This window comes from Streptomyces sp. Act143, from assembly GCF_003143935.1.
Classification (GTDB): Bacteria; Actinomycetota; Actinomycetes; order Streptomycetales; family Streptomycetaceae; genus Streptomyces.
This window is the reverse complement of the sequence record NZ_QFRX01000001.1, coordinates 9273230-9295839: the sequence shown is the minus strand read 5'-3', so window position 1 is coordinate 9295839 and position 22610 is coordinate 9273230. Positions and strand designations below refer to the sequence as shown.

Here is a 22610-nt window from a genome sequence, read left to right as displayed (position 1 = left end):
TTGAACAGAACGGAGCAGTACGGCGATGAGCGACCCCCGCATCCTGACGGTCCGGCCCGAACCGGGCGAGTACGCCTGGACGTTCGGCGGTGCGCCGCCCGTGGCGCGGATCGTGCCCGGCACGGTCCTCGACCTGTACACCGAGGACTGCTTCGGCGGCCGGGTGCGGTCCGAGAAGGACCTGGTGTCCGAAGTCTGCGAGTTCCCGTTCCTGAATCCCCAGACCGGCCCCTTCCACATCGAGGGCGCCGAACCGGGCGACACGGTCGCCGTGCACTTCGTGTCGATCGAACCGGCGAGGGACTGGGCCGCGTCCACCACGGTCCCCCTCTTCGGCGCGCTCACCTCCACCCACACCACGGCCACGCTGCAACCGCCGCTTCCCGAGACGGTGTGGATCTGGCAGCTGGACCGGACGCGTCGCACGGCGCGGTTCCGGGCGCACGACAGTGACATCGAGGCCGAGCTGCCCATGGACCCGATGCACGGCACCGTGGGCGTGGCCCCGGCCAACCTGGAGGTCCGCTCGGCGCTGGTGCCGGACGCGCACGGCGGGAACATGGACACACCGGAGATGCGGGCCGGCGTCACCTGCTACCTCGGGGTGAACGTGGAGGGCGCGCTGCTCAGCCTCGGCGACGGGCACGCCCGGCAGGGCGAGGGCGAGACCTGCGGGGTCGCCGTCGAGTGCGCGATGAACACGGTGGTGATCGTGGAACTGCTGAAGGGGCTCGCCACGCCCTGGCCGCGCATCGAATCGGACACGCACATCATCTCGACGGGGTCGGCCCGCCCGCTGGAGGACGCGTTCCGGATATCCCAGCTCGATCTGGTGCAGTGGCTCGTGCGGGACTACGGGTTCAGCGAGCTGGACGCGTACCAGTTCGCCACCCAGGCCGTCGAGTCGCCGCTGGCCAACGTGTGCGACACCAACTACACCTGTGTGGCGAAGATCCGCAAGGAGTGGCTGCCCGCGCGGGAGACGCACCGCGGCATGCATGCCCGGTTGCGGGAGACGGCGGAGACACTCACTCCCTGAACCACGGCTCGCCCCGGCACCACACCACCGAAAGACGTTCACGCCTCGACCCGGCACCACACCACCGAAAGGCAATCGTTCACGGCTCAACCCCGATACACCGCTCCTCCGAAAGGCAATCGTTCATGGACCGGGCACGACCACTGCCCAGCAGACGGCGACTCCTCAAGGGCGCCGCCCTGACCGCTGTCCCGTACGCGCTGCTGCCCGACGCGCGAGCCGGGGCGGAGACCCACCCCGTCGACCATCCGCTCGCCGAATGGCAGCCGGCGACACCTGCCAACCGCACACGGTCGAAACGGCCGACGGACCACCGGGTCGACCTCGTGATCATCCATGTCACGCAGACCAGTTACCGCAGGACCCTGGGCACCTTCCGGAGCCCCGGGAAGAAGGTCTCCGCGCATTACGTGGTCCGCTCCCGGGACGGGAACATCGCGCAGTGCGTCCGCGAGGCCGACATCGCCTGGCACGCGGGGAACTGGGAATACAACACGCGCAGCATCGGCATCGAGCACGAAGGGTGGGTGGACCAGCCGGCGTATTTCACCGACGCCCTGTACGAACAGTCGGCGGCCCTGACGGCGGACGTCTGTCTGCGGCACGGCATCCCGATCGACCGGACGCACGTCATCGGTCACCACGAGGTGCCGGGCACGGACCACACCGATCCGGGGCCCTACTGGGACTGGGCGCGGTACATGAGGGCGGTCGAACGGGCCGTGCGATGACGTCGTTCGAGTGACTGCGGTCGAAAAGGTTGTCCGGGCGTGTACCTGGGGTGACGATGGCACCAGCCGCATCGCCGTCCGGGGAGGCCACGTTGACCGATCCGTGGGTGGCCCTGTCGCCGGGGGCCGACCCTGCCGAGCACGTGCGCATGCTGCGCCGGGCGCACGAGACGTTCACCGAGGCGGGTACCGTGCCGCGTCCGGTGCGTCCGGTGGTGGCGGACTCGTGGCGGCGTTCGGCGCGGGCCGGCGTCGGTCCGGACGCCACCGCGAGCGTGGAGCTCGTGGACGGCGACCTAGGTGCGTACCGGGCCGAACATCCGCTGGCGCGCGTGATGCCGCTCTTCCGTGAGCTGCTGGGCACGTTCGCGGCGGACGGCGAGCATCTGCTCGCGGTGTGCGACGCGCACGGTCGGCTGCTGTGGGTCGAGGGGCACGCGTCGACCCGGCGGCGGGCGGACCGGATGAATTTCGTGCCGGGTGCGCGCTGGGCGGAGACCGCGGTGGGGACGAACGCGCCGGGTACGGCGGTCGCCGTGGACCGGCCGGTACAGGTGTTCGCGGCCGAGCACTTCATCCGGCAGGTGCAGCCGTGGACCTGTGCGGCGGCCCCGGTGCACGACCCGCGCACGGGCCGGGTGCTCGGTGCCGTGGACATCACCGGCGGGGACGGGCTCGCGCATCCGCACAGCCTGGGCTTCGTGCAGGCGGTGGCGCGGGCCGCCGAGTCCCAGCTGGCGTTGCTCGCGCCGGAGCTGCCCGCCGCCGACCTGGCGGAGCTGACCGCGCTGGGCCGCGACGAGGCACACCTGCTGGTCGGCGGGCGCAGGATCAGGCTCAGCCGTCGGCACAGCGAGCTCCTCGTGCTGCTGTCCCGGCACCCGGAGGGGCTGACCGGCGACGAGCTGCTGTGCGCGCTGTACGAGGACGAGTCGGTGACGCCGGTGACGCTGCGGGCCGAGCTGGCGCGGCTGCGCCGGGTGCTCGGTCCCGAGCTGCTGGAGTCGCGCCCGTACCGGCTGACGGTGCCGGTCGAGTCGGACGTCGCCGTGGTGGAGCGGCGGCTGGAGACCGGGGCGGTGACGGCGGCGGTGACGGCGTACACCGGTCCGCTGCTGCCCTCCTCGCAGGCGCCGGCGGTGGTGCGGTTGCGGCACCGGCTCGCCGACGGGCTCCGAACCGCGCTGATCGCCTGCCGCGACCCCGACCTGCTGGCGGACTGGGCGCACACGCCCTGGGGCGAGGACGACTTCGACGTGTGGCGGGCGCTGGCGGCGGTGCGGCCGACGGCGGCGGTGCGGGCCCGGCTCGCGGCCCTGGAGTCCGAGTTCGGCTGGCGGCGGCCGTCGGCAACGTAGTTGCAACGTCCGCTTTTCTAGCCTCGCGCCGAGAGCTGCCCAACGGCGGGCAGCGCTTCGCAGGGAGGCAGACCAGCATGACCCGTTACGCGGCGCCCGGCACCGAGGGCGCGATCGTCTCCTACCAGGCGCGCTACGACCACTTCATCGGCGGTGAGTACGTGCCGCCGATCCGCGGGCAGTACTTCGAGAACCCCTCGCCGGTGAACGGGCAGACGTTCACCGAGATCGCGCGGGGCACGGCGGAGGACGTGGAACGGGCGCTCGACGCGGCGCACGCGGCCGCCCCGGCCTGGGGGCGCACCTCGGTGACCGAGCGATCCGACATCCTGCTGAAGATCGCCGACCGTATGGAGGCGTATCTCGAACCGCTGGCGGTGGCGGAGAGCTGGGAGAACGGCAAGCCGGTGCGGGAGACGCTGGCGGCCGACATTCCGCTCGCCATCGACCACTTCCGGTACTTCGCGGGCGCGATCCGTGCGCAGGAGGGCTCGCTGGGCGAGGTCGACGACGACACGGTGGCGTACCACTTCCATGAGCCGCTCGGGGTCGTGGCGCAGATCATCCCGTGGAACTTCCCGATCCTGATGGCGACCTGGAAGCTGGCGCCGGCGCTCGCCGCGGGCAACACGGTCGTGCTGAAGCCCGCCGAGCAGACCCCGGCGTCCATCCACTACTGGATGAGCCTGGTCGCGGACCTGCTGCCGCCGGGCGTGGTGAACATCGTCAACGGGTTCGGCGTGGAGGCGGGCAAGCCGCTGGCGTCCAGCCCGCGGGTGGCGAAAGTGGCGTTTACCGGTGAGACCACGACCGGCCGGCTGATCATGCAGTACGCCTCGGAGAACATCACCCCGGTCACCCTGGAACTCGGCGGCAAGTCCCCGAACATCTTCTTCGACGACGTGACGGCGAAGGACGACGAGTTCCGTGACAAGGCGCTGGAAGGCTTCACCATGTTCGCCCTCAACCAGGGCGAGGTGTGCACGTGTCCGTCGCGGGCGCTGGTCCAGCGCGGCCACTACGCCGAGTTCATGGAGGCCGCGGTCGCCCGCACCGAGCTGATCAAGACGGGCCACCCGCTCGACACGGACACGATGATCGGCGCCCAGGCGTCCAACGACCAGTTGGAGAAGATCCTCTCCTATCTGGACATCGGCCGGCAGGAGGGCGCCAAGGTCCTCACCGGTGGGCAGCGCATCGAGCACGACGGCGAGTTGAAGGGCGGCTACTACGTCCAGCCGACCATCTTCGAGGGCGACAACCGGATGCGGATCTTCCAGGAGGAGATCTTCGGACCGGTGGTGTCGGTGACGTCCTTCGATGACTTCGACGACGCCATCAAGATCGCCAATGACACGCTGTACGGCCTCGGCGCGGGCGTGTGGACCCGGGACATCAACACGGCGTACCGGGCGGGCCGGGGCATCCAGGCGGGCCGGGTGTGGACGAACTGCTACCACGCCTACCCGGCGCATGCGGCGTTCGGCGGTTACAAGGGCTCGGGCATCGGCCGTGAGACGCACAAGATGATGCTGGAGCACTACCAGCAGACCAAGAACCTGCTGGTGTCGTACTCGCCGAAGAAGCTCGGCTTCTTCTAAGGGCACGAGAAAAGGCGCCTGACCTGGTCTTTCGACCGTCAGGCGCCTCTCGCTCGCTCCACTCACCCTGGGGCTCGTTTTATGTCGTAACCGCCAGTTCCTCCCATCGCTGTCCCACTCCTGACCAGCTCTTCCGGACCAGTCACGGACCAAAGCCCCGACTCACTCCACAGCCGCCACGCTGTTGACGCGGTCCCACTCCTGCATGGACTGCTCGATGAGGCGGTTCGCCTGTTCCCGGACGCCATCCAGGAACTTGGCATAGTGACGAAAGAGCACCTCGATGCTCTGGCCCGCGCGGCGGGCACATTCCGCCGGGTCGACACCCGAGTACAGCCAGAACGAGATCCCCGCGTGCCGGAGATCGTAGGGCCGCTTGGCCAGCCCGGAAGCGAGTTCCGTACGCGTCAGGACGTATTTCCGCGCCCGCGCCCACGTCGTGCCGTACGCCGCGGGATCCACATAGTTGCCGGCCTGATTCCGGAACAGTCGACCGTCCGGCAAGACCCCGAACCGTTCGATGTGAGAGGCGTAAATCCCTGTCCAGACGGCGGACTGGAGCAACGGGCTCGCCGTCCCCATGTCCCAGGGGGCCCTCATCGTCACGGGGATCCACACCGGTCAGATCCGGTCAGCTGCAACCGCTCTGGCCGGTCCCCCGGCCGCGAGCATGGATGCCTCCTGGGGGGAGATCGTGGAAGTCAGTGTGCACGCCCCCACGGGCCTCCTCCGGGTCGAGTCCCTCGAACAGGGCCCGGTCGCGGAACTCGGCCCCTCAGCCCAGCGGGACCGGGCTGGTACCGCCTCCGCGTTCACGCGCGAGGCCGCAACGTCCTTCCGGACAAGGCCAGCGCCGAGCCGGTGGAGGACTACCTCCTGGTGACATGGCCGGCGCCACAGTCCGACGCAGACATCATCCGCAGCAGCGACCGCATCGACCACGCCCTCGCTCACGCGCCCACCATGCCTGCGCCGCAGCAGGCGGCCCCTGAGCGGAGCGCAGAGCAGGAAGCCCTCCGCCGACGGTTGCTGCGAGGGTAGATCGTTTCCCCCTCAACAAAGCGGGTCGGCACGCCGGGCTTCGAGGTCGGCGATGCGCCGGTCCTGGAAGCGAAGGAACGGGCGGCCTTGAGCCGTTCATCGAAGGTGCGATTGTCGGCGGCCAGTTGACGGACTCGTTGCTTGAGGCTGGTGTTCTCGGTGTTGACCCGCTGGATGGCCTCCTCGGTCCGTTCGGCTTCCAAGTCCCGGATTTGACCGAGGAGTTCACCGATACGGTTGCGCTGGGCGAGGATCTCGGCGTGGGCGGCCTTGAGGGCGTCCTCGGCGTTCAACGCCCGTTCGCGCCAGGTCGCCTCGCGTTCGCCGTCCTGCTCAACAAGGATCCCCGTCCGCCTTTCGCCGACCTGCGTCAGAGCTGCGGCGACCGCAGCTCTGGCCTCGACGTTGTCGTAGAGAAAGGTGCGGGAGACGTCCGCTCGGCGGGCGACGACGGCGACACTGATCTGAGCTTTCCCGCGTCGGAGCCGGGCGATGGTTTGGTGGACACACTCAACAGCGGCGTCGGTCTTGGCCAGCAGCCGCCACTGTTCCCGTTTGCGGCGCCAATAGAGGAGGTCGGCGCCGGACAAGACGAACTTGTCGCAGTTGTGGCAGTCGAGGTTGAAGGGGCAGGCGCCGCCATTCACGACGGGCTGGAAGGTGCAGAATCCACCCTCGGCGGGGGTGCTGCGGCGGGACAGGTCGATGGCCAGGGCCTGGGCCTGTTCGCGGGTGAGCGGGGTGATGTCGCTGGGGAGGAGTTCGCCGGGGTGGGCGGTGCCGGGTCCGGCGACCCACACGTGCTGGAGGACGTTGTCCAGATCCGGCTGGGTCAGGTGGACGTAGTGCTCGGCCATGCGGTCGGAGACGTGGCCGAGGTAGCGGCGGATGTGCGTCAGGCTCGCGCCGTGTCGCAGCAGCCGGGTGGCCAGCGTGTGCCGGGCCTGGTGGGCGACGTAGTGACCGCCGAGGTCAAGCTCGGCGAGCCAGCTACGGAAGCCGGTGTGGAACCAGGTGTAGAACAAAGCGCGGCGGCCGTCGGGGTTGAGGATGTCGGTGGGAAACAAGGCCAGATGGGCGCGCTCGGCGGGAGTGGGCAGGCGGCTGGCGTGCCGGTCGGCGTAGTGGGCCAGGGTCTTTTGGCGGCGTTCTTCGAGCCGGTCCAGGAGATGGTCGGGGATACGGACGGCCGCGTTCAGGTTGCCGACCTTCGTCTGGTCATGCCATAGCAGGGGCAGCCCGCCGTACCGGCCGACACAGTCCAGCCGGAGCTGGATGACCTCGCTGGCGCGCCGCCCGGTGACGATGATGATCTCCCACATATCCCGCAGGCCCCGGTCGTGCCGGTCGTGGCCGTCGGCGAGCTGCCGCAGGTTGGCCTCGTCGGCAAGCGCCCGGGCGACTTCGTCGAGGAAAGGGTTGCGGCTGCGGGGCGTGCCCGGGCCGCCGACAGGCATGGCGGCGATGAAGCCGCGGTCCAAGCCGATTCTCTCGGCGCTGCCGCTGTTCAGCGCGCCGCGCAGCAGGGCCCGGCCGTAGTTGAATACCATCCGGCGTGAGTTCTCAGTAACCTTGGCCCTTTTGCCGTCCAGGCGGGCCTGGCCGCGGAAGGCCAGGCCGAGGCGTTCGCGGTTGCGGAGGTCCGCGACGAAACAGTGAATGTGCTCGCCGCGCAGCATGCTGGGCTCGTGGCCGCCGCAGGGTGCCTCGGCCTCCAAGAACGCGGACAGTCCGGCGCCAGCGCGGCGCACGAAGTCCACCGGCTGGGCGCTGCGCGGACAGGTGGGCGAGCTCAGCGCGTCAGCGATGTGATCCCACAACAGGTCGCGCAGCCACCGCTGGGAGATACAGGTCAGGTCGACGTAGCTGGAGCGGCCCGGGAAGCGCATCCCGAAGTGCTCGGTCTCGATGTAGCCGGCCTCCCGGGTGTCGGAGGGAGCGAAGTAGATCTTCCGTAGGGCCTGTTGGACCTCCTGGACCATGCGCTGGTGGTAGGCGCGGCGGAAGACAGACGCATCCAGGCCGACAAGGGACGCCACGTCGCGGCGCTGGCATTCGTCCGCGAGCGACTGCACCCACGTCAGATGCCACACGGCGACCGACTGCAGACCGTGGACATACATGCCCCACTGCAACTCCGCCCGCAGCAAGGGCCGCAGCCCGCGCAGGTTGACCGTTCCGGTGCGGTGCACCGGCAGCTGTGCGCGGCGAAGGGGCCCACGAAGCCGTGAGGAAAGCGTGCAGACGGAGCCTGCAGGCACGCACCCCGCGCACCGGTCGCATAGACGCCCCGGAGTCACCCCACCCGGCCGACCCTCGCGGCTGATCACGGTTGTGCCTCAACTCTGGCTCGGTGTCGCGGCCGGAGCGGTCGCTTCGACGGGGTCGCCGTGCTGCCATGCGCCCGAGCTGTACTCCGGTGTAGGGGTCGGCCGGGACGGCGCCGGTGGAGGCGTCGAGCCACGGTTGGGGTTCTGCGGGACGGCATCGGAATCACCGGCCCCGGCCGAACCGCCGGACCCACTTCCCGAGGAAACTCCCGAAGTCTCCTGAACTGCCTTGGACTTCGAGGGCGTCGGATTCGGGGACGCCGACCGCGACGCGCTCGCGGGCGAATTCACCGACGGCTCAGACCTCTCGCCGTCCGTCAACGGTGTCGCTGAACGCGTAGGCGATGCCTCCGGCCCTTCCGGCTGGGCGCTGCCGGTGTCGCCACCGGCCCCGCACCCGACCGTGCACAGGGCTGCCAACGCAAGGGCCAGCCACAGCGACACCATGGCCGGGTTTCGGCGGTTCCCACTGAACACTGCTGTTCCTCTTCTTCGCATTCTTCGTATCGGGTCGTCAGGTCCGTGACACGGTGCCGTACTCGTCCATCCCGTCCAGCGGCCTGCCGCAGTCATACGGGTCGCTCACCTCGCCGGTCGCCTGGGGCCTCGCGTACGGGTCGGCCTGGAACATCGGGTGGATAAAGCCGTCACCCTTCCGGCAGAAGTCGTGCCGATCTCGGCGTTGCTCCGGAACACCCAGAGATCTCCCTTGGCCCTCTGGAAGCGGGCGAGGTCCGAGACCTCCACATCGAGAACCATGCGGACGATCGCGCGGACCACCTCTTCGCCGCCGCACTTGGCCAGGGGATAGATGAAGGTGTAGCCCGGCCGAACCCGCGCCTGCCCGGACTGTCCGCGCTTCCCCACCGTCATCCGGCCCCGGACCTTCACCTCGCTGCCCACGAGTTCGACCTCGTCGGGGTCGAAGCGCGTGAACTCCCACTTGGGGTCGTTCTCCACCGTGGGCCGGCTCAGCGGGACCGCAGCCGGGAGAGGTGGTCCTTCTGCAGCGGGTCGATGAGCCCCAGGGCCTTCGTCGGCTCGGCACCGTACATCACTTCGCGATCGAGGTTCGCGGCGACCAGGTACTCCTTCGTGAGCCGCAGCCCCTCCGCGACGTCGGCGGCCGTGACCCCGCCGACCGCCTTGGCCTCCGGCACCTCGATCGCGGCCGCGCCCGTGGCCCACTCCGCGGCCGGCGACCCGGCGGAGGGCCGGGCGCGGGGCGGCAACAAGACGCTCAAACAGGCCCTGTTCCTGGCCGCCTCCCTGAGCAGTCCCGAATCGCGGGCCTACTACGACAGGAAACGTGCGGAGAACAAACGCCACAACGCAGCCCTCATCTGCCTCATCCGCCGCCGCGTCGACGTCCTGCACGCCATGCTCAAACACCGCACCCTCTACCAGCCCAGGCACGAACAAGCAGCCTGACCAAGCACACAGACCTTGACCGAACAGATAGAAGCACCCCCGGGCCGGGGATCACCGACGGCTTGAGGGCCACGACCGCCACCGCGACCAGCACGCCGAGCGCCGACCGTATCCGCCGACCGCGCTTCTTCTCCCGCCACAACGGTCCGGTGCGCCAGCCCTCGGGCAGTTCGCCCGGGCCTCCTGCCGTCGGTGGCGTTCGGTGACGACCGTGCGGGCTCGCGCGGACGGCTCCTTGGGAGTGTTCTCGCCCGGAGTGCGGGCGAGTTGTTCCCGCACATCGCCGGACATGAGCGAAGACAAGTCGGCACCGCCTTGTGGACCCTTGGGTGAATTATCAGGCATTGCTTGTCTTCTGGTCAGCGCCCAACTGTCAGGTAACCTCTCCGCGGGGAGAATAGGAAAGTGGATCGATCGCAAAGCCGAGCAAGTCGGCGAACGTCCCGAAAAAGGAGCTACTGCCTTCGCCGATCCACCAGAACCTCTCTGGGAGAATTTCAGGGGCTTTTAGCATGAAAATTCCATCCGTCCCATCTGAATCGATCGCGACGGGGGAGAGGTTCACGTCTCCAGGGAGTCCGACATCGGCCGGAGTTCCCGACTCGCGGAGAATCTCCAAATATTGGATGGGAATACCTTCCGATCCCTCTCGCAACCAGTCTCGACACCCCAAAATCCGCATTCCAGGATAGAAGCCGTCGAGCCCATCCGTCAGTGCGAGGAATTCACTGTACCCTTGCTCCAAATCCTGCCCGAAAAATTCGCCGAGGGCAGCGATTTGTTGCCTCGTTGCGGGCGGATAAATCCGCGGAACAATACCGTAAATCGGCGTCTTGGAGAAGTGTTCGCGAATCATTTGATTGGTTAGCTCAATGAGCAGGTCTCGAATCCCCATGATTTTCTCCATGGCCACTGTCAAGGACGGCTGATCTCGCAAATCCCGTACTGCCCGCGCGACACGGACCCCGTGGGCTTCTGGGTCGTATATGTGCTGGGGTCATTGTTCACGCCAGCGTAGTAGAAGCCTGTCGGTTGATAACCGACCTGATACTTCGTGCCGTAGGAGCCCACCAGCGAGTTGACCCGTGTGTCCTGCTGATGCCAGCAGTAGGGGCTCTGCTGGCCAGACCAGGTGGTGTCCGGAAGGTGCCCGGCGACAGTACCCGGCTGATACTCGTATGGAGTGTCCTTGACTTCGCTGATGTGCTTTTCCTTGATGTTCTTGGCAACCTTCGAGAGGGTCCTCACCTTGCCGTCCGAGCCAACGACGTGCTCGTTCTGCGGTGAAACCCTGCCCTTCGGAGACCAGTAGTTGGGGATCGCGTTCAGAGCCGCGATGTGGTCCTTGAGCTCGTCGATCTGAGCCTGGGTCGCTCCGGTGGGGGCTCTGAAGCAAACAATCCCAGCCACGCCGCGCTCGGCGTTCGTCTTCTCAAGGTGCGTGGTGCAGTTCTCCTCGTCCTCGTCATCCGTGTTCGAGCCGCGTCCGGAGTCCTGCGAGGGTGCGGTCCCCAGAGCTTCGTGCGTGTCCGGCGTGTACTCGTCGTCGTCGGCGAGGCTGAGCATCTTCAGGGCGCTGATGATCAGATCGAAGCCGTCACCGGGCTCCCAGCCCCCGCTGCCCTTGCCGCCCCAGTCGGGCTTGGGGATGGGGCGGGTGGGGGCTGGCCTGGGGTGCGCGCCGTTGTTGGGGTTCTGATCGATGGGCGGCTTGGGCGGGGTGACGACCATGGGCTGGGCGATGGCGAGACCGCCGCCGCAGTTGTAGGTGCAGACGTAAGGACCAGTGTTGACACCGCCTCCGCCACCGCCACCGGCTCCCCCGGAGTGTCCGCCGCCGAGGGCCAGGTTGTTGGCCTGTGCGGCGATCGCGTCGGCCAGGCTGCCGGTGTTCGCCATCGTCTGGGAGAGCGCGGTCGACTGGGTGTAGTAGTGGCCGGTGGTCAGGCTGTCCGAGCCACCGAAGCTCAGTGAGAAGTTGGTGTGGCCCAGCTGGTACGAGGAGTAGCCGGCAGCGACCAGGCTGGTTCCGAAGACGGCGTCGCTGATACCGGCCACGCAGATCAGCAGGACCGGGCCGAAGCAATGTCCGCTGGGATCCGTGCCGTTGAGCGGCCCGCCGTTGCCGTAGCTGTAGCGGTTGGCCTGGCCGGACGGAAGAGGATCGAGTTGCCAGGTGTCCCGTGAGGCGAAGGAGCCGGTGCCCGGCTGGTACCAGCGGGCGGCCATGTTGACGTCACCGCTCGTGGGGTCGGTCCAGCCTGACTGGTAGCCCACCGCGGGCGTGGTGCCGTTGGTGGCGGTCTCCTTGCCGAAGGGGTCGTAGGCGGTGGAGCCGGTGACGGCGGTGGCGTTCGTGTCGAGGCCGGCGACCAGGTCGGTGTGCTGGTCGGTCAGGGCCCACTGCTTGCTGGTCCCCGTTGCCGAGGAGAGCAGGCTGCCGTCGGCGGCCCGGTTGTAGGTGGTGGTGCCGTCGCCGGCGAGGTTGTTGGAGCCTCCGTCGTAGGTGAAGGTCGTCGTGCCGCGGGTCTGGACGCGGTCCAGGGAGTCGTACGTGTACGTCGCGCCGCTGTCGCTGATCTTGCGTTCGAAAGCGTCGAAGGTCGACGTCCGCGCCGTACCGCTGCCGGTGTCGACCGATGCCAGCGTGCCGCGCGCCGTGTAGGCGTACGACGTGGCGCCATCGGTCAGTTGCCGGTTGCGGGCGTCGAAGGTGGCGGAGGTCGAGCCGGCCTTGGTGCGGTTGCCCGCCGCGTCCCACTCGTACGACACCGTCGTGCCGTCCTTCGCCCACGACGTCAGGCGGTTCGCGTAGTCGTAGCCGTAGGTGTTGTCCCCGGCCCCGGCCGTTCCCGTCGTCTTCTTCGACGTCAGGTTGTCGTCCAGGTCGTAGTCGTACGTGGTCGAGGCGACCGTCGTCGTACCTGCGGGGTTCGTGACGGTATCGGCACGGAGGCGGCCGAGTTCGTCGTAGGTGTAGGTGCGCTGGCCCGTGGCGGTGTACGACGTGGACCCTTCCGGCTTGGCCGCGTACTGCTCCAGGCGTGGGCGTCCGGCGGCGTCGAAGTCGTACCAGATCTGGTTGCCCGTGATGGAGTCCTGGACCCAGTCGATACGCCCGACGCTGTCGTAGCCGTATGCGGCACTGCCCGCGCTGGTGTTGCGGTAGGTCACGTTGCCGTCGGCGTTGTACTGGTAGTCGGCGGCGCCGCCAGGGCCGGCCGCGGTCAGCAGTTCTCCGCGGTCGTTGTAGGTGTAGGTGTTCTTCGTGGTCCCGTCGGCCGTGCCGACCTCGGTGAGGCGACCGGCGAGGTCGTACGACAGGGACCGGGCCGTGGTGGCCGCCTCGGCGCCGGTGCCGGTCTCGGCCACCAGGCGGCCGAGACCGTCGTAAGTGCGCTCACGCTTGACCCCGCCCGGCAGCGACTCCGTCACCGCCTGGCCGGCCTTGTCGTAGGCCGTGGTCCAGGTGCGGTCGGCCGCGTCGGGGTGGGCGGTCGTCGACGGTTCGATCGTCGATTCGGGCAGGCCCCAGCTGTTGAAGGTGTAGACGGTCTTGTTGCCGCGTCCGTCGGTCAGCCGGGTCCGGTTGCCCGCCGCGTCGTAGCCGAACGCCGTCGTGATCGATGCCGTGTCCGAGACCGGCTCGACCTGCTTCGTCATCCGGCCCAGCGCGTCGTACATGTACGTCGTGCGCGCCTTGGTCTGCGCCGAGACGGACGTGATCCGATTGCCGTCCTCGTCGAACTCCGCGGACGCCGTGCGCAGGGCGGTGGTGCCGGTGCCGTACTCCGTGGTCGCCGTGGCGTTGCCGAGGGCGTCGTAGGTCGTGGTCGTGCGGCGGTTCGTCGCGTCCGTGACCTCGATCTGGCGGCCCAGGCCGTCATAGCCGAGCCGGGTGGTGCCAGCCGGGTCGGTCACCGTCAGCTGCTCGCCCGCCGGGTTGTACGTGGCGGACGTGGTGATCCCGGCAGGGGTCTTCGACGCGGTCTGGTTGCTCGCGTCGTCCCATGTGTAGCTGCTGACCAGGTTCGTCGTGGTCGGGTAGCGCTCGACCGTGGTCGCCGTCAGTTGTCGGCCCAGTTCGTCGTACGTCGCCTCGGTACGGGCGCCCGTCTGGTCGGTGACCGAGAGCTGGTGACCGGTGGGCGTCCAGGTGTAGGCGGTGACTCCCGCGCCGTTCGTGCTGGTGAGGGACTCGGGGGTCAGATCGGTGTCCGGTGCGAAGGCCGCGCTGATCGCGTCGGCGACGGGGTCCGTCTTCGACAGCAGGTGGCCGAACTGGTCGTAGTCGTAGCTGGTGACCCGGCCCAGCGGGTCGGTGACCGTCTGCGGCAGCCCTAGCGGGTCGTAGGTGGTGCGGGTCGTCGCCGTCAGCGCGGTGGTCGAGCCTGGTGGAGTGTAGTCGGGTCGCGTCACCGCGGTCGTACGCCCCAGACGGTCCACCTCGGTGCGGGTGACCTTGCCGCGGGCGTCCTTGGCCTCCGTGGCCTCGCCGAAGGTGTTGTAGCCGGTCAGTGTGGTCGGCTTCGTCGTGGTTGCGTCGGCTCCGTTCTCCTCCACCTGTACCGGCGGAGCGGTCTGCTGGACCAGGCGGCCCAGTGCGTCGTACCGGTAAGTGGTGGTGTACGCGGTCGCGTCGGCCCCGGTGGCGTTGCCGCGCGGGGTGACCGTCGTCAACGGCAGGCCGCGGTCGTCGTAGGTGGCGGTGGTGATGTGCGTGCTGGTGCCGTCGGTGACCGTCTGCCGGGTGACGTTGCCCGCCGCGTCGAATGCCGAGGAGACGGTGAGCTTCCTGTCTCCGGTAATGGACTGGGTCTGTTCCTTCACCCGGTCGTCGCTGTCGTAGACGAACGTTCTGGTGCGGTTCAGGCCGCCGGGGTCCAGGACGCTGGTGTCCGTACGGCCCAGGGCGTCCACGCTGAACGTCTGCGTGGTCTTGCCACCGCCGTTGACCTGCTTGACCAGGTGGCCCGCCGGATCGTAGGTGGCAGCCTCCAGCACGATGTCGTGCTTCGTGCCGTCGGACTGAGTGACCTGCTTGGCCGTGGTCGTGGCCGCGAGGCCGTCGTCGTAGTAGGTGTACGCGGTCGTTGCGCCCATCGCGTCCGTCGTGGAGGCGAGCCGGCCGGCCGGATCGTAGGCGTTGGAGACCACCGTCAGATCCCGGACCGTGCCGGACGGATCACCCGTCCAGTCGTCGAGGACCGTCGTGGCGTGCTGGCCACGGGGTGTGTAGGTGTAGGTGAAGTGGGTGCCCGCGGTGTCGGTCATGCCGTTGACGCGGCCGAACTCGTCGTGCTCGTAGGAGGTGACGTTCTGCTCGGCGTCGGTGATCGTGTCGTTCAGGCCGTAGGCGTCGTAGTGATAGGCCGTCGTGCGTGCGGTGTCGCCGCCGGTGGTGTCCGCCGTCGACTCGGACAGCAGGTTGCCGTCGTCGTCGTAGGCGCGGGTGATCTTTGCGGTGTGGGTCGTACCGGTGATCTCGTTCTTCACGCCGGCGCCGGTCTCGGTGACGACATGGGACGCCTTGTCGTAGCCGTAGGTGGTCGTCACACCGCTCGCAAAGGAGTCGGAGACCTGCTTCTCCGTCACCTTCCGGCCCAGGCCGTCGTACGTGAAGGAGGTCACGAGCCCGGAGGGGGAGGTCACCTGGGCCAGGTCGCCGTTGGCGTAGTAGCCGTACGACGTCTTGGCACCGCCAGGGGTGGTCTCGGTCAGCACCAGTCCGGCCGGGACGGTCCCGCTGTCGACCGCCGACTCGGTGCCTGCCGTGTACGTGGTCGAGGCGGTGCTGTTGTCCGGGCGGACCGTGGTCAGGCGCTGGCCCAGCGTGTTGTAGGTGTAGGCGGTGCGGTACGCATCGTCGCGGTAGTCCGTCGAGCGCTGGTCCCGGTAGGTGAGCTGCTTGTCGTTGCGCGGATCGAGCGGGTCACTCGCGTTGAGGTAGTACGAGGCGAAGCTCGTCCAGCAGGAGTCGGCGTCCCGGCACGTCGTGGTCGACACGGTGTTGCCGCGAGCGTCCGTGCCGGTGACCACCGAGTGACCGTTGGGGTCGGTGACCGTGTGCAGGTTGCCGATGCTGTCGTAGGCGTACGACGTGACCGCGCCGAGGGCGTCCTTACGCGCCAGAACGCGCTGGCCGTTGAGGGCGTCGTAGCTCGTCGTGCTTGCGCGCTCCCGTGGATCGGTGACCGTCACGGTGGAGGTGAGGCCGGAGTCGACGGCCTCGGCCTGGGCCCGGTAGTGGGCGGAGACCTGGTCGGCGGTCAAGGCGTGCCGGTACAGGGCGACTTCGTCCACCTGGCCGTCGAGGTAGTAGTTGCCGGAGTCCAGTCCCATCCAGCCGGAACTGCCGTAGCCGCCGCCAATGTAGGCGTAACTGCGGGACTGGTCGACGATCGCGCCGGCCAGCTCACCGACGCTGACGCCGTCGAGATAGAGGGTCTGCTTACTGCCGGTGGCGGACAGGACGACGTGGTGCCATTCGCCGTCGGTCACCGTCTGGCTGGAGACGATCGGGGTCGCGCCGGAGACCCCGGAGAGGTAGTACTCTCCGCGCAGCTTCCCGGCGCCGTCGATGTTGAGGACCGGGCGCCAGGACGTGGGGGTCGAGCCGATGGCCGCGTTCTGGAAGCCCAGCAATACGGCCTTCGCGGTAGAAGTCTTGAACCACATCTCTGCGGTCAACTCGCTCGCCCCGGAAGGTATGGACCCGGGTATCTGAAGGGTGCCGCCACCACTGAGCTTCACGGCCCGGTTGTCGCCGGCGCCGAAGATGCCGATCTGATCGACCGCCGAGACGTTGGCCGCGTCGGGCTTGAGCGTGGCCGACATCGCCGCACCGCCGACCGCGCTGGAAAGCGTCGTCCCCTCGGCCTCGCCCAGTCGCCAGTAGGCGGCCGGCGCGTCGGCGACGGCGACCCCGTCGTACTGGTCACCCCGTCCGGCGACGAGAGAGCGGCGGGCCTGGATGTGCTGGTTGGGCGTGTCGGTCTCGCCCGCGCCCCACTTGATGTACTTCCAGACCGAGCCGGTGTACAGGAAGGTCACCAGCGCCTTGTCGTAGAAGGCGACCTCATCGATCTGGCCGGTGAAGTGGCGGTAGCCGGCGTCCTTGCCGTCCCAGCCTGCGGAGGAGTAGCCACCGCCGACGAAGACCTGGGAGAAGCGGTCGCCCGGCACCCCGGCCGAGGTGGTGCTGCCCTGGTAGTCACCGTCGACGAACAGGGCCTGGATGCCCTCATTGCCGGTGAGCAGGACGTGGTGCCACTTGTTGTCGGTGACGGTGGTGCCGGAGACGAGGCTGGTGGCGCCGCCGCTGAAGCGGCCGCGGACCTTGCCGTCGGAGTCGATCAGCAGCATGGGACGCCAGCTGGTCGGTGTCTCACCGAGGTCGGCGTTCTGGTTGGTGACCAGCACGCCGGGCTTCTCGGTGCGGAACCACAGCTCGACGGACATCGCCGTTTTGGTGCCCAGCGTCTCGACGGGCATCTCCACCGCGCTGTCCCCGTCGAGGGTGACGGCCGTGTCGTCGCCGTCGGCGAAGATGCCCGCGCTGCCGGGGTGCGCGCCGTCGAGGTAGCTGCCCGCGTAGTCGTCGCCGAGCGGGCTCACGGCCGCAGCGCCACTGCGTTCACCCAGGCGCCAGTAGCCGGTCGGGCCACTGCGCTGGATGGTGTCAGCGTAGGAGGACGAAGAGGTGGAGTAGGCGGGCGCGGAGACCTTCCAGGTCCCGCCGTTCTCGTCGGTGTGCTGGATGAGCCGTCCGCTGACGCCGTCGTAGGCGGCGGTGGCGTGCACCCGACCCGACGGCAGCGTGACCTTCGTCAGCTGGCCGATGGCGGCGCGGTCGGCGTAGTGCTCGGAGACGGTCGCCGGATCGAGGGTGTGATCGTAGAAGGCGACCTCGTCCATCTGGCCCTTGAAGCGGTACTCGCCCTCCGCCAGGCCCATCCAGCCGGCGCTGCCGTAGCCGGCGCCGAGGTAGGCGTAGTCGCGGGACTGCTCGGTCAGGACTCCGTCGAGGGTGCCGACCTTGACGCCGTCGAGGTAGAGGGTCTGGGTGTTCACGGCGGCCGTGAGGACCGCGTGGTGCCAGGCACCGTCGGTGACGGTCTTGGAGGAGACGATCGGGCTCGCGCCGGACACACCGGACAGCCAGAACTCCCCGCGGAGCTTGCCCGAACCGTCGATGTTCAGCACGGGCCGCCAGGAGCTGGGCTTCTCACCGAGTTCGGTGTTCTGGAAGCCGACCAGGACGCCGGAGGCGGTGGTCGTCTTGAACCACAGCTCGATCGTCGGGAAGGCGGCCGTCTTCAGGGTGTCGGTGGGCAGTTCGACGACCGAGTCGGTGCCGTCGAAGGTCGCCGAAGTGTCCGTCGTCCCGGCGATCGCCGACTCCGAGCCCAGGACGGTGTCCCGGTGCACGGCGTCGTTGAGCCCGGTGCGGGAAACCGCCTCGCTGGCCGCGACCGAGCCCTCGCTCTCGCCGAGCCGCCAGTAGGAGGTGGGGGCCGCGTCCAGGACACCGCTGCGGTAGACCGAGCCGGCGGTGTAGTCGTACACGGTGCACTTGGTGGTCGAGGTCGGCGGGCACACAGTGGTCAGCTGGTCACCGGTGTAGGTGTAGGACCAGGTCAGCCCGGGCGTGTTCGCGTCGACGGCGCTGGTGGTGACGGTGGTGACGTGACGTCCGGTCCAGCCGAACGACAGTGAGCGGCCTGAGAGGTTGTCGGTCACCTTCTTCACGGGGCCGCCGGTGGAGGTCTCGTGGGTGATGGTCTGGCTGCGTCCTGCCGCGTCCGTGATCTTGGTGAGGACGCCGGAGGCGAGGAACCGGTAGGTGGCGCCGGAACGTTCCCGCAGGATCCAGTCGGTGGACGACTTCGCCAGCGTCAGCGCACCACTCGACGGCCCGGTGTAGGTGCCGTCGGCGTTCTTCCCGAACCGGGCCTGTGAACCGTCGGACAGTGTCACGAGCACCGTCGAGGTGGCGGTCTCCTCGCGCAGTTGCATGTCCCAGCGGGTGGACCAGCCGGTGCCGAAGGCGCCGTCGGTGCGTGGGTCGAGGGAGTTGTAGGTGCGGGTGAGCGACAGCTCCGGGCCCACGGTGGTCAGGGCCGCGTCGGTCGCGGCAGTGACGTAGTTGCCCTCACGAGTGCCGATCTCCTTGCCGTTGTCCGCGCCACCGAGGTGGCTGGTCACGTTGGGTTGCGGGACCTGGGTGGTGAAGAGGGCGGCACCGGGCCGGGTGGAGGAGGCACTGCCGTCGTAGGCGTATCCGTACCAGGCGTATGTCTTGTTCCAGGAGAGCCAGCCGGAGGGCACCGCCCACTGCTGCTCGCTGGTCTTGGAGCCGGTCTTGCAGTTCTTGCGCAGGTTGCTGCCCGAGACCTCGCAGACCTCGAACCAGTACTGCAGCGCCGCCTTCGGGTAACGGTCCGCGTCACTGCCCTTCGCCCACACCGTGGGAGTGAGGGTGCTGACGGTGACACCGCTGCCCGGGGACTCGGCGGTGAGCTGCGGCGGGATGTTCACCGCGGACAACTTGACGGCGGGGCCGGGCACCCCGGCGGTGGTGAAACGGCTGATGCCGACGTCGTCCATCGTCCACTGCAGGGTGTACGTCCCCGGCGTCAGCGGTGCGATCTTGGCGTCCAGGGTGACGCTCTCGCCGGGCGAGATGGCCTGCGGCATCTTGGTCCAGCGGATCTTCGAACTGTCGGTGATCTCGTCACCGTCGGCATCGAACAGGTTGTAGCGCAGCTGGTAGTTGCCGCCGGACGGCCAGGTCTCCTGCCCCTGATTGGTGACGGTGACGGTCTCCGCGCCCTCGGTGGTCGCCGTCACCGCGGCGGTGAAGTCGCCGAGCTTGTAGGCGGCGCCGTATTTGGTCCAGGTGACGTCCAGGCTGGGCTTGCCGTTGGGGTAGTCGTCGGAGCCGAACTGCTTCCATCCCTTGGAGTCGGTGGAGGACGCCTTCACCGCGAGGCCGTAGTTCTTCTTGCGGCCGTGCGTCCAGTCGTCGACCAGCTTGCGGCCGGCCGACCCGAGCTTGATGGTCGACCAGGCGGGGCCGCAGGACCAGCTCTCAGTTCCTGCAGGCCGCCAGCCGTGCGCGAAGCTCTTCGACGCGAGAGACGAACCGGTCGAGGGGCCGGGCCACTTGGAGGTCGTCGACTCCGACCAGCTGGACGTGATCGGGTGCACGGTCACCGGGCGCGCGGTGCACGACTGCGACCAGGTGTTGTAGAGCGCGAGGTTGGCGCCGAGCACCCACGCGTTCTTCAGCGTGCTCTCCACGCCGGTGAAGCGCAGGAACGCAGCCGCCTTGTGGCTGCCACCGTCGTACGTACCGACCTTCAGCACCGTGTCGGAGGCGAAGTTCTGCGTGTACGGGTACTCGACGTACGTGCCGGAGGTGGCATCGACGGACTTCACCGACGGGTCGACCCGGACCGGGAAGACCCGCTCGGGCGCGGACAGCCACTCCTTGTCCAGCTTCACGACGAGGACCTGACGGCCGCCCTCCTCGGTCAGGCTGTAGGTGACACCAGAGGATATGACGCCCTCGTTGGAGTCCGGGGCGAGGTTCGAGTCCTGCATCCAGCCGGCAGGGGTCCAGGCGCGCACCACGCCTGCGGCGTCGCTGAACACGACATTGCCGTGACCGTCGATGGACGCTGTGAGGCCGTCCAGATGGAGCGGGAAGCGCCACTCGGTGGGCGCGTCCCCGTCCTTGAGGACAAGGGTCTCCTTCACAGAGTCGCTGCCGACCACGAACTCCACGTCGGAACCGGCCCGTACGTCCTCGTAGGTCAGCGTGCTGCCATCCGCCTGCCCGGCAGCGGCACTCGCGTCGTCGACGCTGTACCCGACGGAAACCCCCTCATCGACGGCCATCCGCACGACCGGATCGGCATCGGCCGTTCCGCCGAACTCGATCTGCGCCTCGGTCGAGGCGGTCTCGAAACCGTCCTCACCGACGTTCATCGTGCTCGGACCGGCGCCGTCCACAGGCACCAGGGAAGTGTCGATCGGCTTCCAGGAGCCGTCCTCGGCACGGAAGTTGACCGGCTCGTTGTAGAAGCGGGTGGTGTAGGTGCCGTCCGGATTGAGATAGGTGCGCTCCTGCTCGGCACGCTCGCCCTTGATCTCCTTGCTGCGCCGGGAGTCGAAGCCCTGCGACACGGCACCACCAGGCGCGGCGGCCCGCTTCACGGGCCCCGGCTTCGGCGTCTTCGCGGTACTGGGCAGCCGGGTGACACTGTCGGTCTGCTCTGCGGGCAACTCACCGCGACCGCTCAGCGCACCGGCACGCCCGCCCTTGGCCGCAGCATCGGTCGCCGCGGCGGACGCGGTGTGGCCGCGTCCCGCGGCGGAACCCCAGACCTGATCGGGAGCGTTCGTCGAGGAGTTCGCGGCCTGCCGGCCGAGCGCCACCGCGACCTGCTCGGTGCCGGCCACCAAGGCCAACACGAAGGCGAGAACAACACCAAGCGGACGTGCCGGACGCACGGAACCCCCCACACTTACGGATCAAGAGCAGGAGATTCTTAAGAGATCTTCATGAGATGCACAAGACCCTCACCCGGTTCCCTCAACTAGAAGTGACAATGATCACTCGATGTTTGCTGGCAAATGCCTTCGCTTCGGATGATTAGCTACACAACTGACTCTCCGACACATAGGTACTTTGCGTCCGCTACGCAGAGACCATGGCGCCGCTGCCGAACCTCCCTCCGCACCCGCAGGTCCGCGCCGTTGCTGGTATCGAGGCTCTCCAGCGCCCCGGGGTGCCGCTGCCAGAGGACTCCCCCGACCACACAAGGAGCCTTTTCCAACCTCAGGTTGAGGCGTGGTGAAGGACGACGGCCTTCACGATGTCGGTGATCCGGTTAGTGCTGCAGCGCAGTTCCCGCAGGAGGCGCCAGCTCTTGAGGGCGGCCATGGCCTGCTCATTGAGGCAGCGGACTTGGCATGGGTGCTGTTGTGTCGTCGCTGCTACCGCTTGAGCCCACGGCCACAAAAGGGCACACAGACGGGTTGGTCGGCTCCCCGGTATGCCTTATCGGCCCAGCACTGAACCGCTCCGGGATCAGTGGAGGCTCTATGCGTTGACTCCAGCCGCCGGTTGGGGCTGGTGTTGAGCGTAGTAGTTGGTCTCGTGCTCGTGCGGCGGGATGTCCCCGATCGCCGTGTGGAGGCGCTGGTTGTTGAACCAGTCGACCCATTCCGCGGTGGCGAGTTCGACGTCGGCAAGGCCGTGCCAGGGCTTGCGGGGTTTGATCAACTCCGTTTTGTAGAGGCCGATCTGGGATTCCATGAGCGCGTTGTCCAGAGCATCGCCGACGGTGCCGATCGAAGCGTCGATGGCGGCATCGAGGAGATGTGCGGTGAACGCGAACGATGTGTACTGACTGCCCGCATCCGAATGAGTGGTGTGTATCGTGAAGTGGCAGGTCACGGGCCTGGTGTTCTTCCGTGCCCCGATGCTCGTGCTGGTCGCGCGCGGCAGTCTGCCGTGTAGATCGTCGGGCAGGGAGGGCTTCGCGGGTTCTGGTCCGTTCCAGCCCGGGGGCTCCTACGCTCCCGGGCATGGTGGACCCCGAGGTACTGGAACGGATCGCCGCGCGCCGCGCGGAACTGGACAGTCTGGAAGAACAGCTGGTCAAGCAACTGGACCAGGTGCGGGCCGAGCGGGATGAACTCGCAGTCGCTGAGCAGGTTCTGGCGCGGATGAGCGAGCAGATCGCCGGGGAACGGGCTGCCGTCGCACCAGCGTCGGCGCAGGTCGGCGGGCGGGCGGTGCTGCTGGTCCCGCACCGCGGCGACAGTGTTGACTACGCCGCGCTTCCCGGCGACTACCGTCGGATCCTGGCGATCGTGCGGGCCGCCGGCGGTCCGGTGCAGGTGCGGGCGGTGGGCGAAGAGCTGGGCCTTCAGGTGGAGGTGCGCGGGAAGCTGGAGCCGCTGCGGGCAAAGCTGGTCAAGCTCGCGGACCGCGGCTGGCTGCACAAGCGCGGCGACGGGAAGTTCACCGCGCGCCTGTAGCCGTGCCTGCCCGGCAGCCGCAG

11 protein-coding genes and 2 pseudogenes are annotated in these 22610 nt (G+C 68.4%); 6 read left to right on the top strand and 7 right to left on the bottom strand.

The window, feature by feature from the left end:
* Window positions 1–25: 25 nt before the first annotated feature.
* The 4 genes from DI272_RS42510 to adh all read left to right on the top strand — a co-directional run bounded on the left by DI272_RS42510 (window position 26) and on the right by adh (window position 4729).
* Complete coding sequence (locus DI272_RS42510) at window positions 26–1039, top strand: acetamidase/formamidase family protein (RefSeq protein WP_109500471.1); 1014 nt, start codon at window positions 26–28, stop codon at window positions 1037–1039.
* Window positions 1040–1164: 125 nt separating this feature from the next.
* Window positions 1165–1770, top strand: coding sequence for an N-acetylmuramoyl-L-alanine amidase (locus DI272_RS42505; RefSeq protein ID WP_109500470.1), 606 nt, complete (start codon window positions 1165–1167; stop codon window positions 1768–1770).
* Between the two features lie 92 nt (window positions 1771–1862).
* A complete protein-coding gene (locus DI272_RS42500) occupies window positions 1863–3128 on the top strand; it encodes a GAF domain-containing protein (protein WP_109500469.1) in 1266 nt (421 codons plus the stop codon).
* Window positions 3129–3205: 77 nt separating this feature from the next.
* Entirely contained in the window at window positions 3206–4729 is a 1524-nt protein-coding gene (adh, locus tag DI272_RS42495; protein ID WP_109500468.1) for an aldehyde dehydrogenase, read from the top strand.
* Between the two features lie 162 nt (window positions 4730–4891).
* Here the strand turns inward: adh and DI272_RS42490 are convergent, their stop codons facing one another.
* The 4 genes from DI272_RS42490 to DI272_RS42470 all read right to left on the bottom strand — a co-directional run bounded on the left by DI272_RS42490 (window position 4892) and on the right by DI272_RS42470 (window position 9260).
* Entirely contained in the window at window positions 4892–5311 is a 420-nt protein-coding gene (locus DI272_RS42490) for a hypothetical protein (protein WP_258314839.1), read from the bottom strand.
* A 368-nt stretch (window positions 5312–5679) separates the two neighbouring features.
* The gene (locus DI272_RS45825) at window positions 5680–7962 is read right to left on the bottom strand and encodes a tyrosine-type recombinase/integrase (protein ID WP_258314838.1); all 2283 of its coding nucleotides are present in this window, start codon (window positions 7960–7962) and stop codon (window positions 5680–5682) included.
* A 720-nt stretch (window positions 7963–8682) separates the two neighbouring features.
* Window positions 8683–9060: a hypothetical protein gene (locus DI272_RS42475; protein ID WP_109500466.1), complete on the bottom strand. Its 378-nt coding sequence runs from the start codon at window positions 9058–9060 to the stop codon at window positions 8683–8685.
* 11 nt (window positions 9061–9071) lie between these two features.
* Entirely contained in the window at window positions 9072–9260 is a 189-nt protein-coding gene (locus DI272_RS42470; protein ID WP_109500465.1) for a hypothetical protein, read from the bottom strand.
* Window positions 9261–9273: 13 nt separating this feature from the next.
* Here DI272_RS42470 and DI272_RS42465 point away from each other — a divergent pair.
* Window positions 9274–9531 (top strand): annotated as a pseudogene (locus tag DI272_RS42465) (IS110 family transposase); the annotation flags it as partial.
* 373 nt (window positions 9532–9904) lie between these two features.
* On the opposite strand, the gene DI272_RS42455 reads toward DI272_RS42465, so the two are convergent.
* The 3 genes and pseudogenes from DI272_RS42455 to DI272_RS42440 all read right to left on the bottom strand — a co-directional run.
* A complete protein-coding gene (locus DI272_RS42455) occupies window positions 9905–10426 on the bottom strand; it encodes an SMI1/KNR4 family protein (protein ID WP_146238432.1) in 522 nt (173 codons plus the stop codon).
* A gap of 20 nt (window positions 10427–10446) precedes the next feature.
* A complete protein-coding gene (locus DI272_RS42450; RefSeq protein WP_258314837.1) occupies window positions 10447–21012 on the bottom strand; it encodes a LamG-like jellyroll fold domain-containing protein in 10566 nt (3521 codons plus the stop codon).
* A 631-nt stretch (window positions 21013–21643) separates the two neighbouring features.
* Window positions 21644–21970, bottom strand: a pseudogene (locus tag DI272_RS42440) (integrase core domain-containing protein); the annotation flags it as partial.
* Between the two features lie 161 nt (window positions 21971–22131).
* On the opposite strand from DI272_RS42440, the gene DI272_RS42435 reads away from it, so the two are divergent.
* Window positions 22132–22587 carry a hypothetical protein gene (locus tag DI272_RS42435; RefSeq protein WP_181387480.1) on the top strand — a complete coding sequence of 152 codons (456 nt, stop codon included), beginning with the start codon at window positions 22132–22134 and terminating at the stop codon, window positions 22585–22587.
* The last annotated feature ends 23 nt before the right edge of the window (window positions 22588–22610 follow it).

Excerpts from the sequence above, each read along its gene's own strand:
- DI272_RS42455 (WP_146238432.1), bottom strand. The coding sequence starts at position 10,426 with ATGGGGATTCGAGACCTGCTCATTGAGCTAACCAATCAAATGATTCGC.
- DI272_RS42510 (WP_109500471.1), top strand. The coding sequence starts at position 26 with ATGAGCGACCCCCGCATCCTGACGGTCCGGCCCGAACCGGGCGAGTAC.
- DI272_RS42435 (WP_181387480.1), top strand. The coding sequence starts at position 22,132 with ATGGTGGACCCCGAGGTACTGGAACGGATCGCCGCGCGCCGCGCGGAA.
- DI272_RS42505 (WP_109500470.1), top strand. The coding sequence starts at position 1,165 with ATGGACCGGGCACGACCACTGCCCAGCAGACGGCGACTCCTCAAGGGC.
- adh (WP_109500468.1), top strand. The coding sequence starts at position 3,206 with ATGACCCGTTACGCGGCGCCCGGCACCGAGGGCGCGATCGTCTCCTAC.
- DI272_RS42490 (WP_258314839.1), bottom strand. The coding sequence starts at position 5,311 with ATGGGGACGGCGAGCCCGTTGCTCCAGTCCGCCGTCTGGACAGGGATT.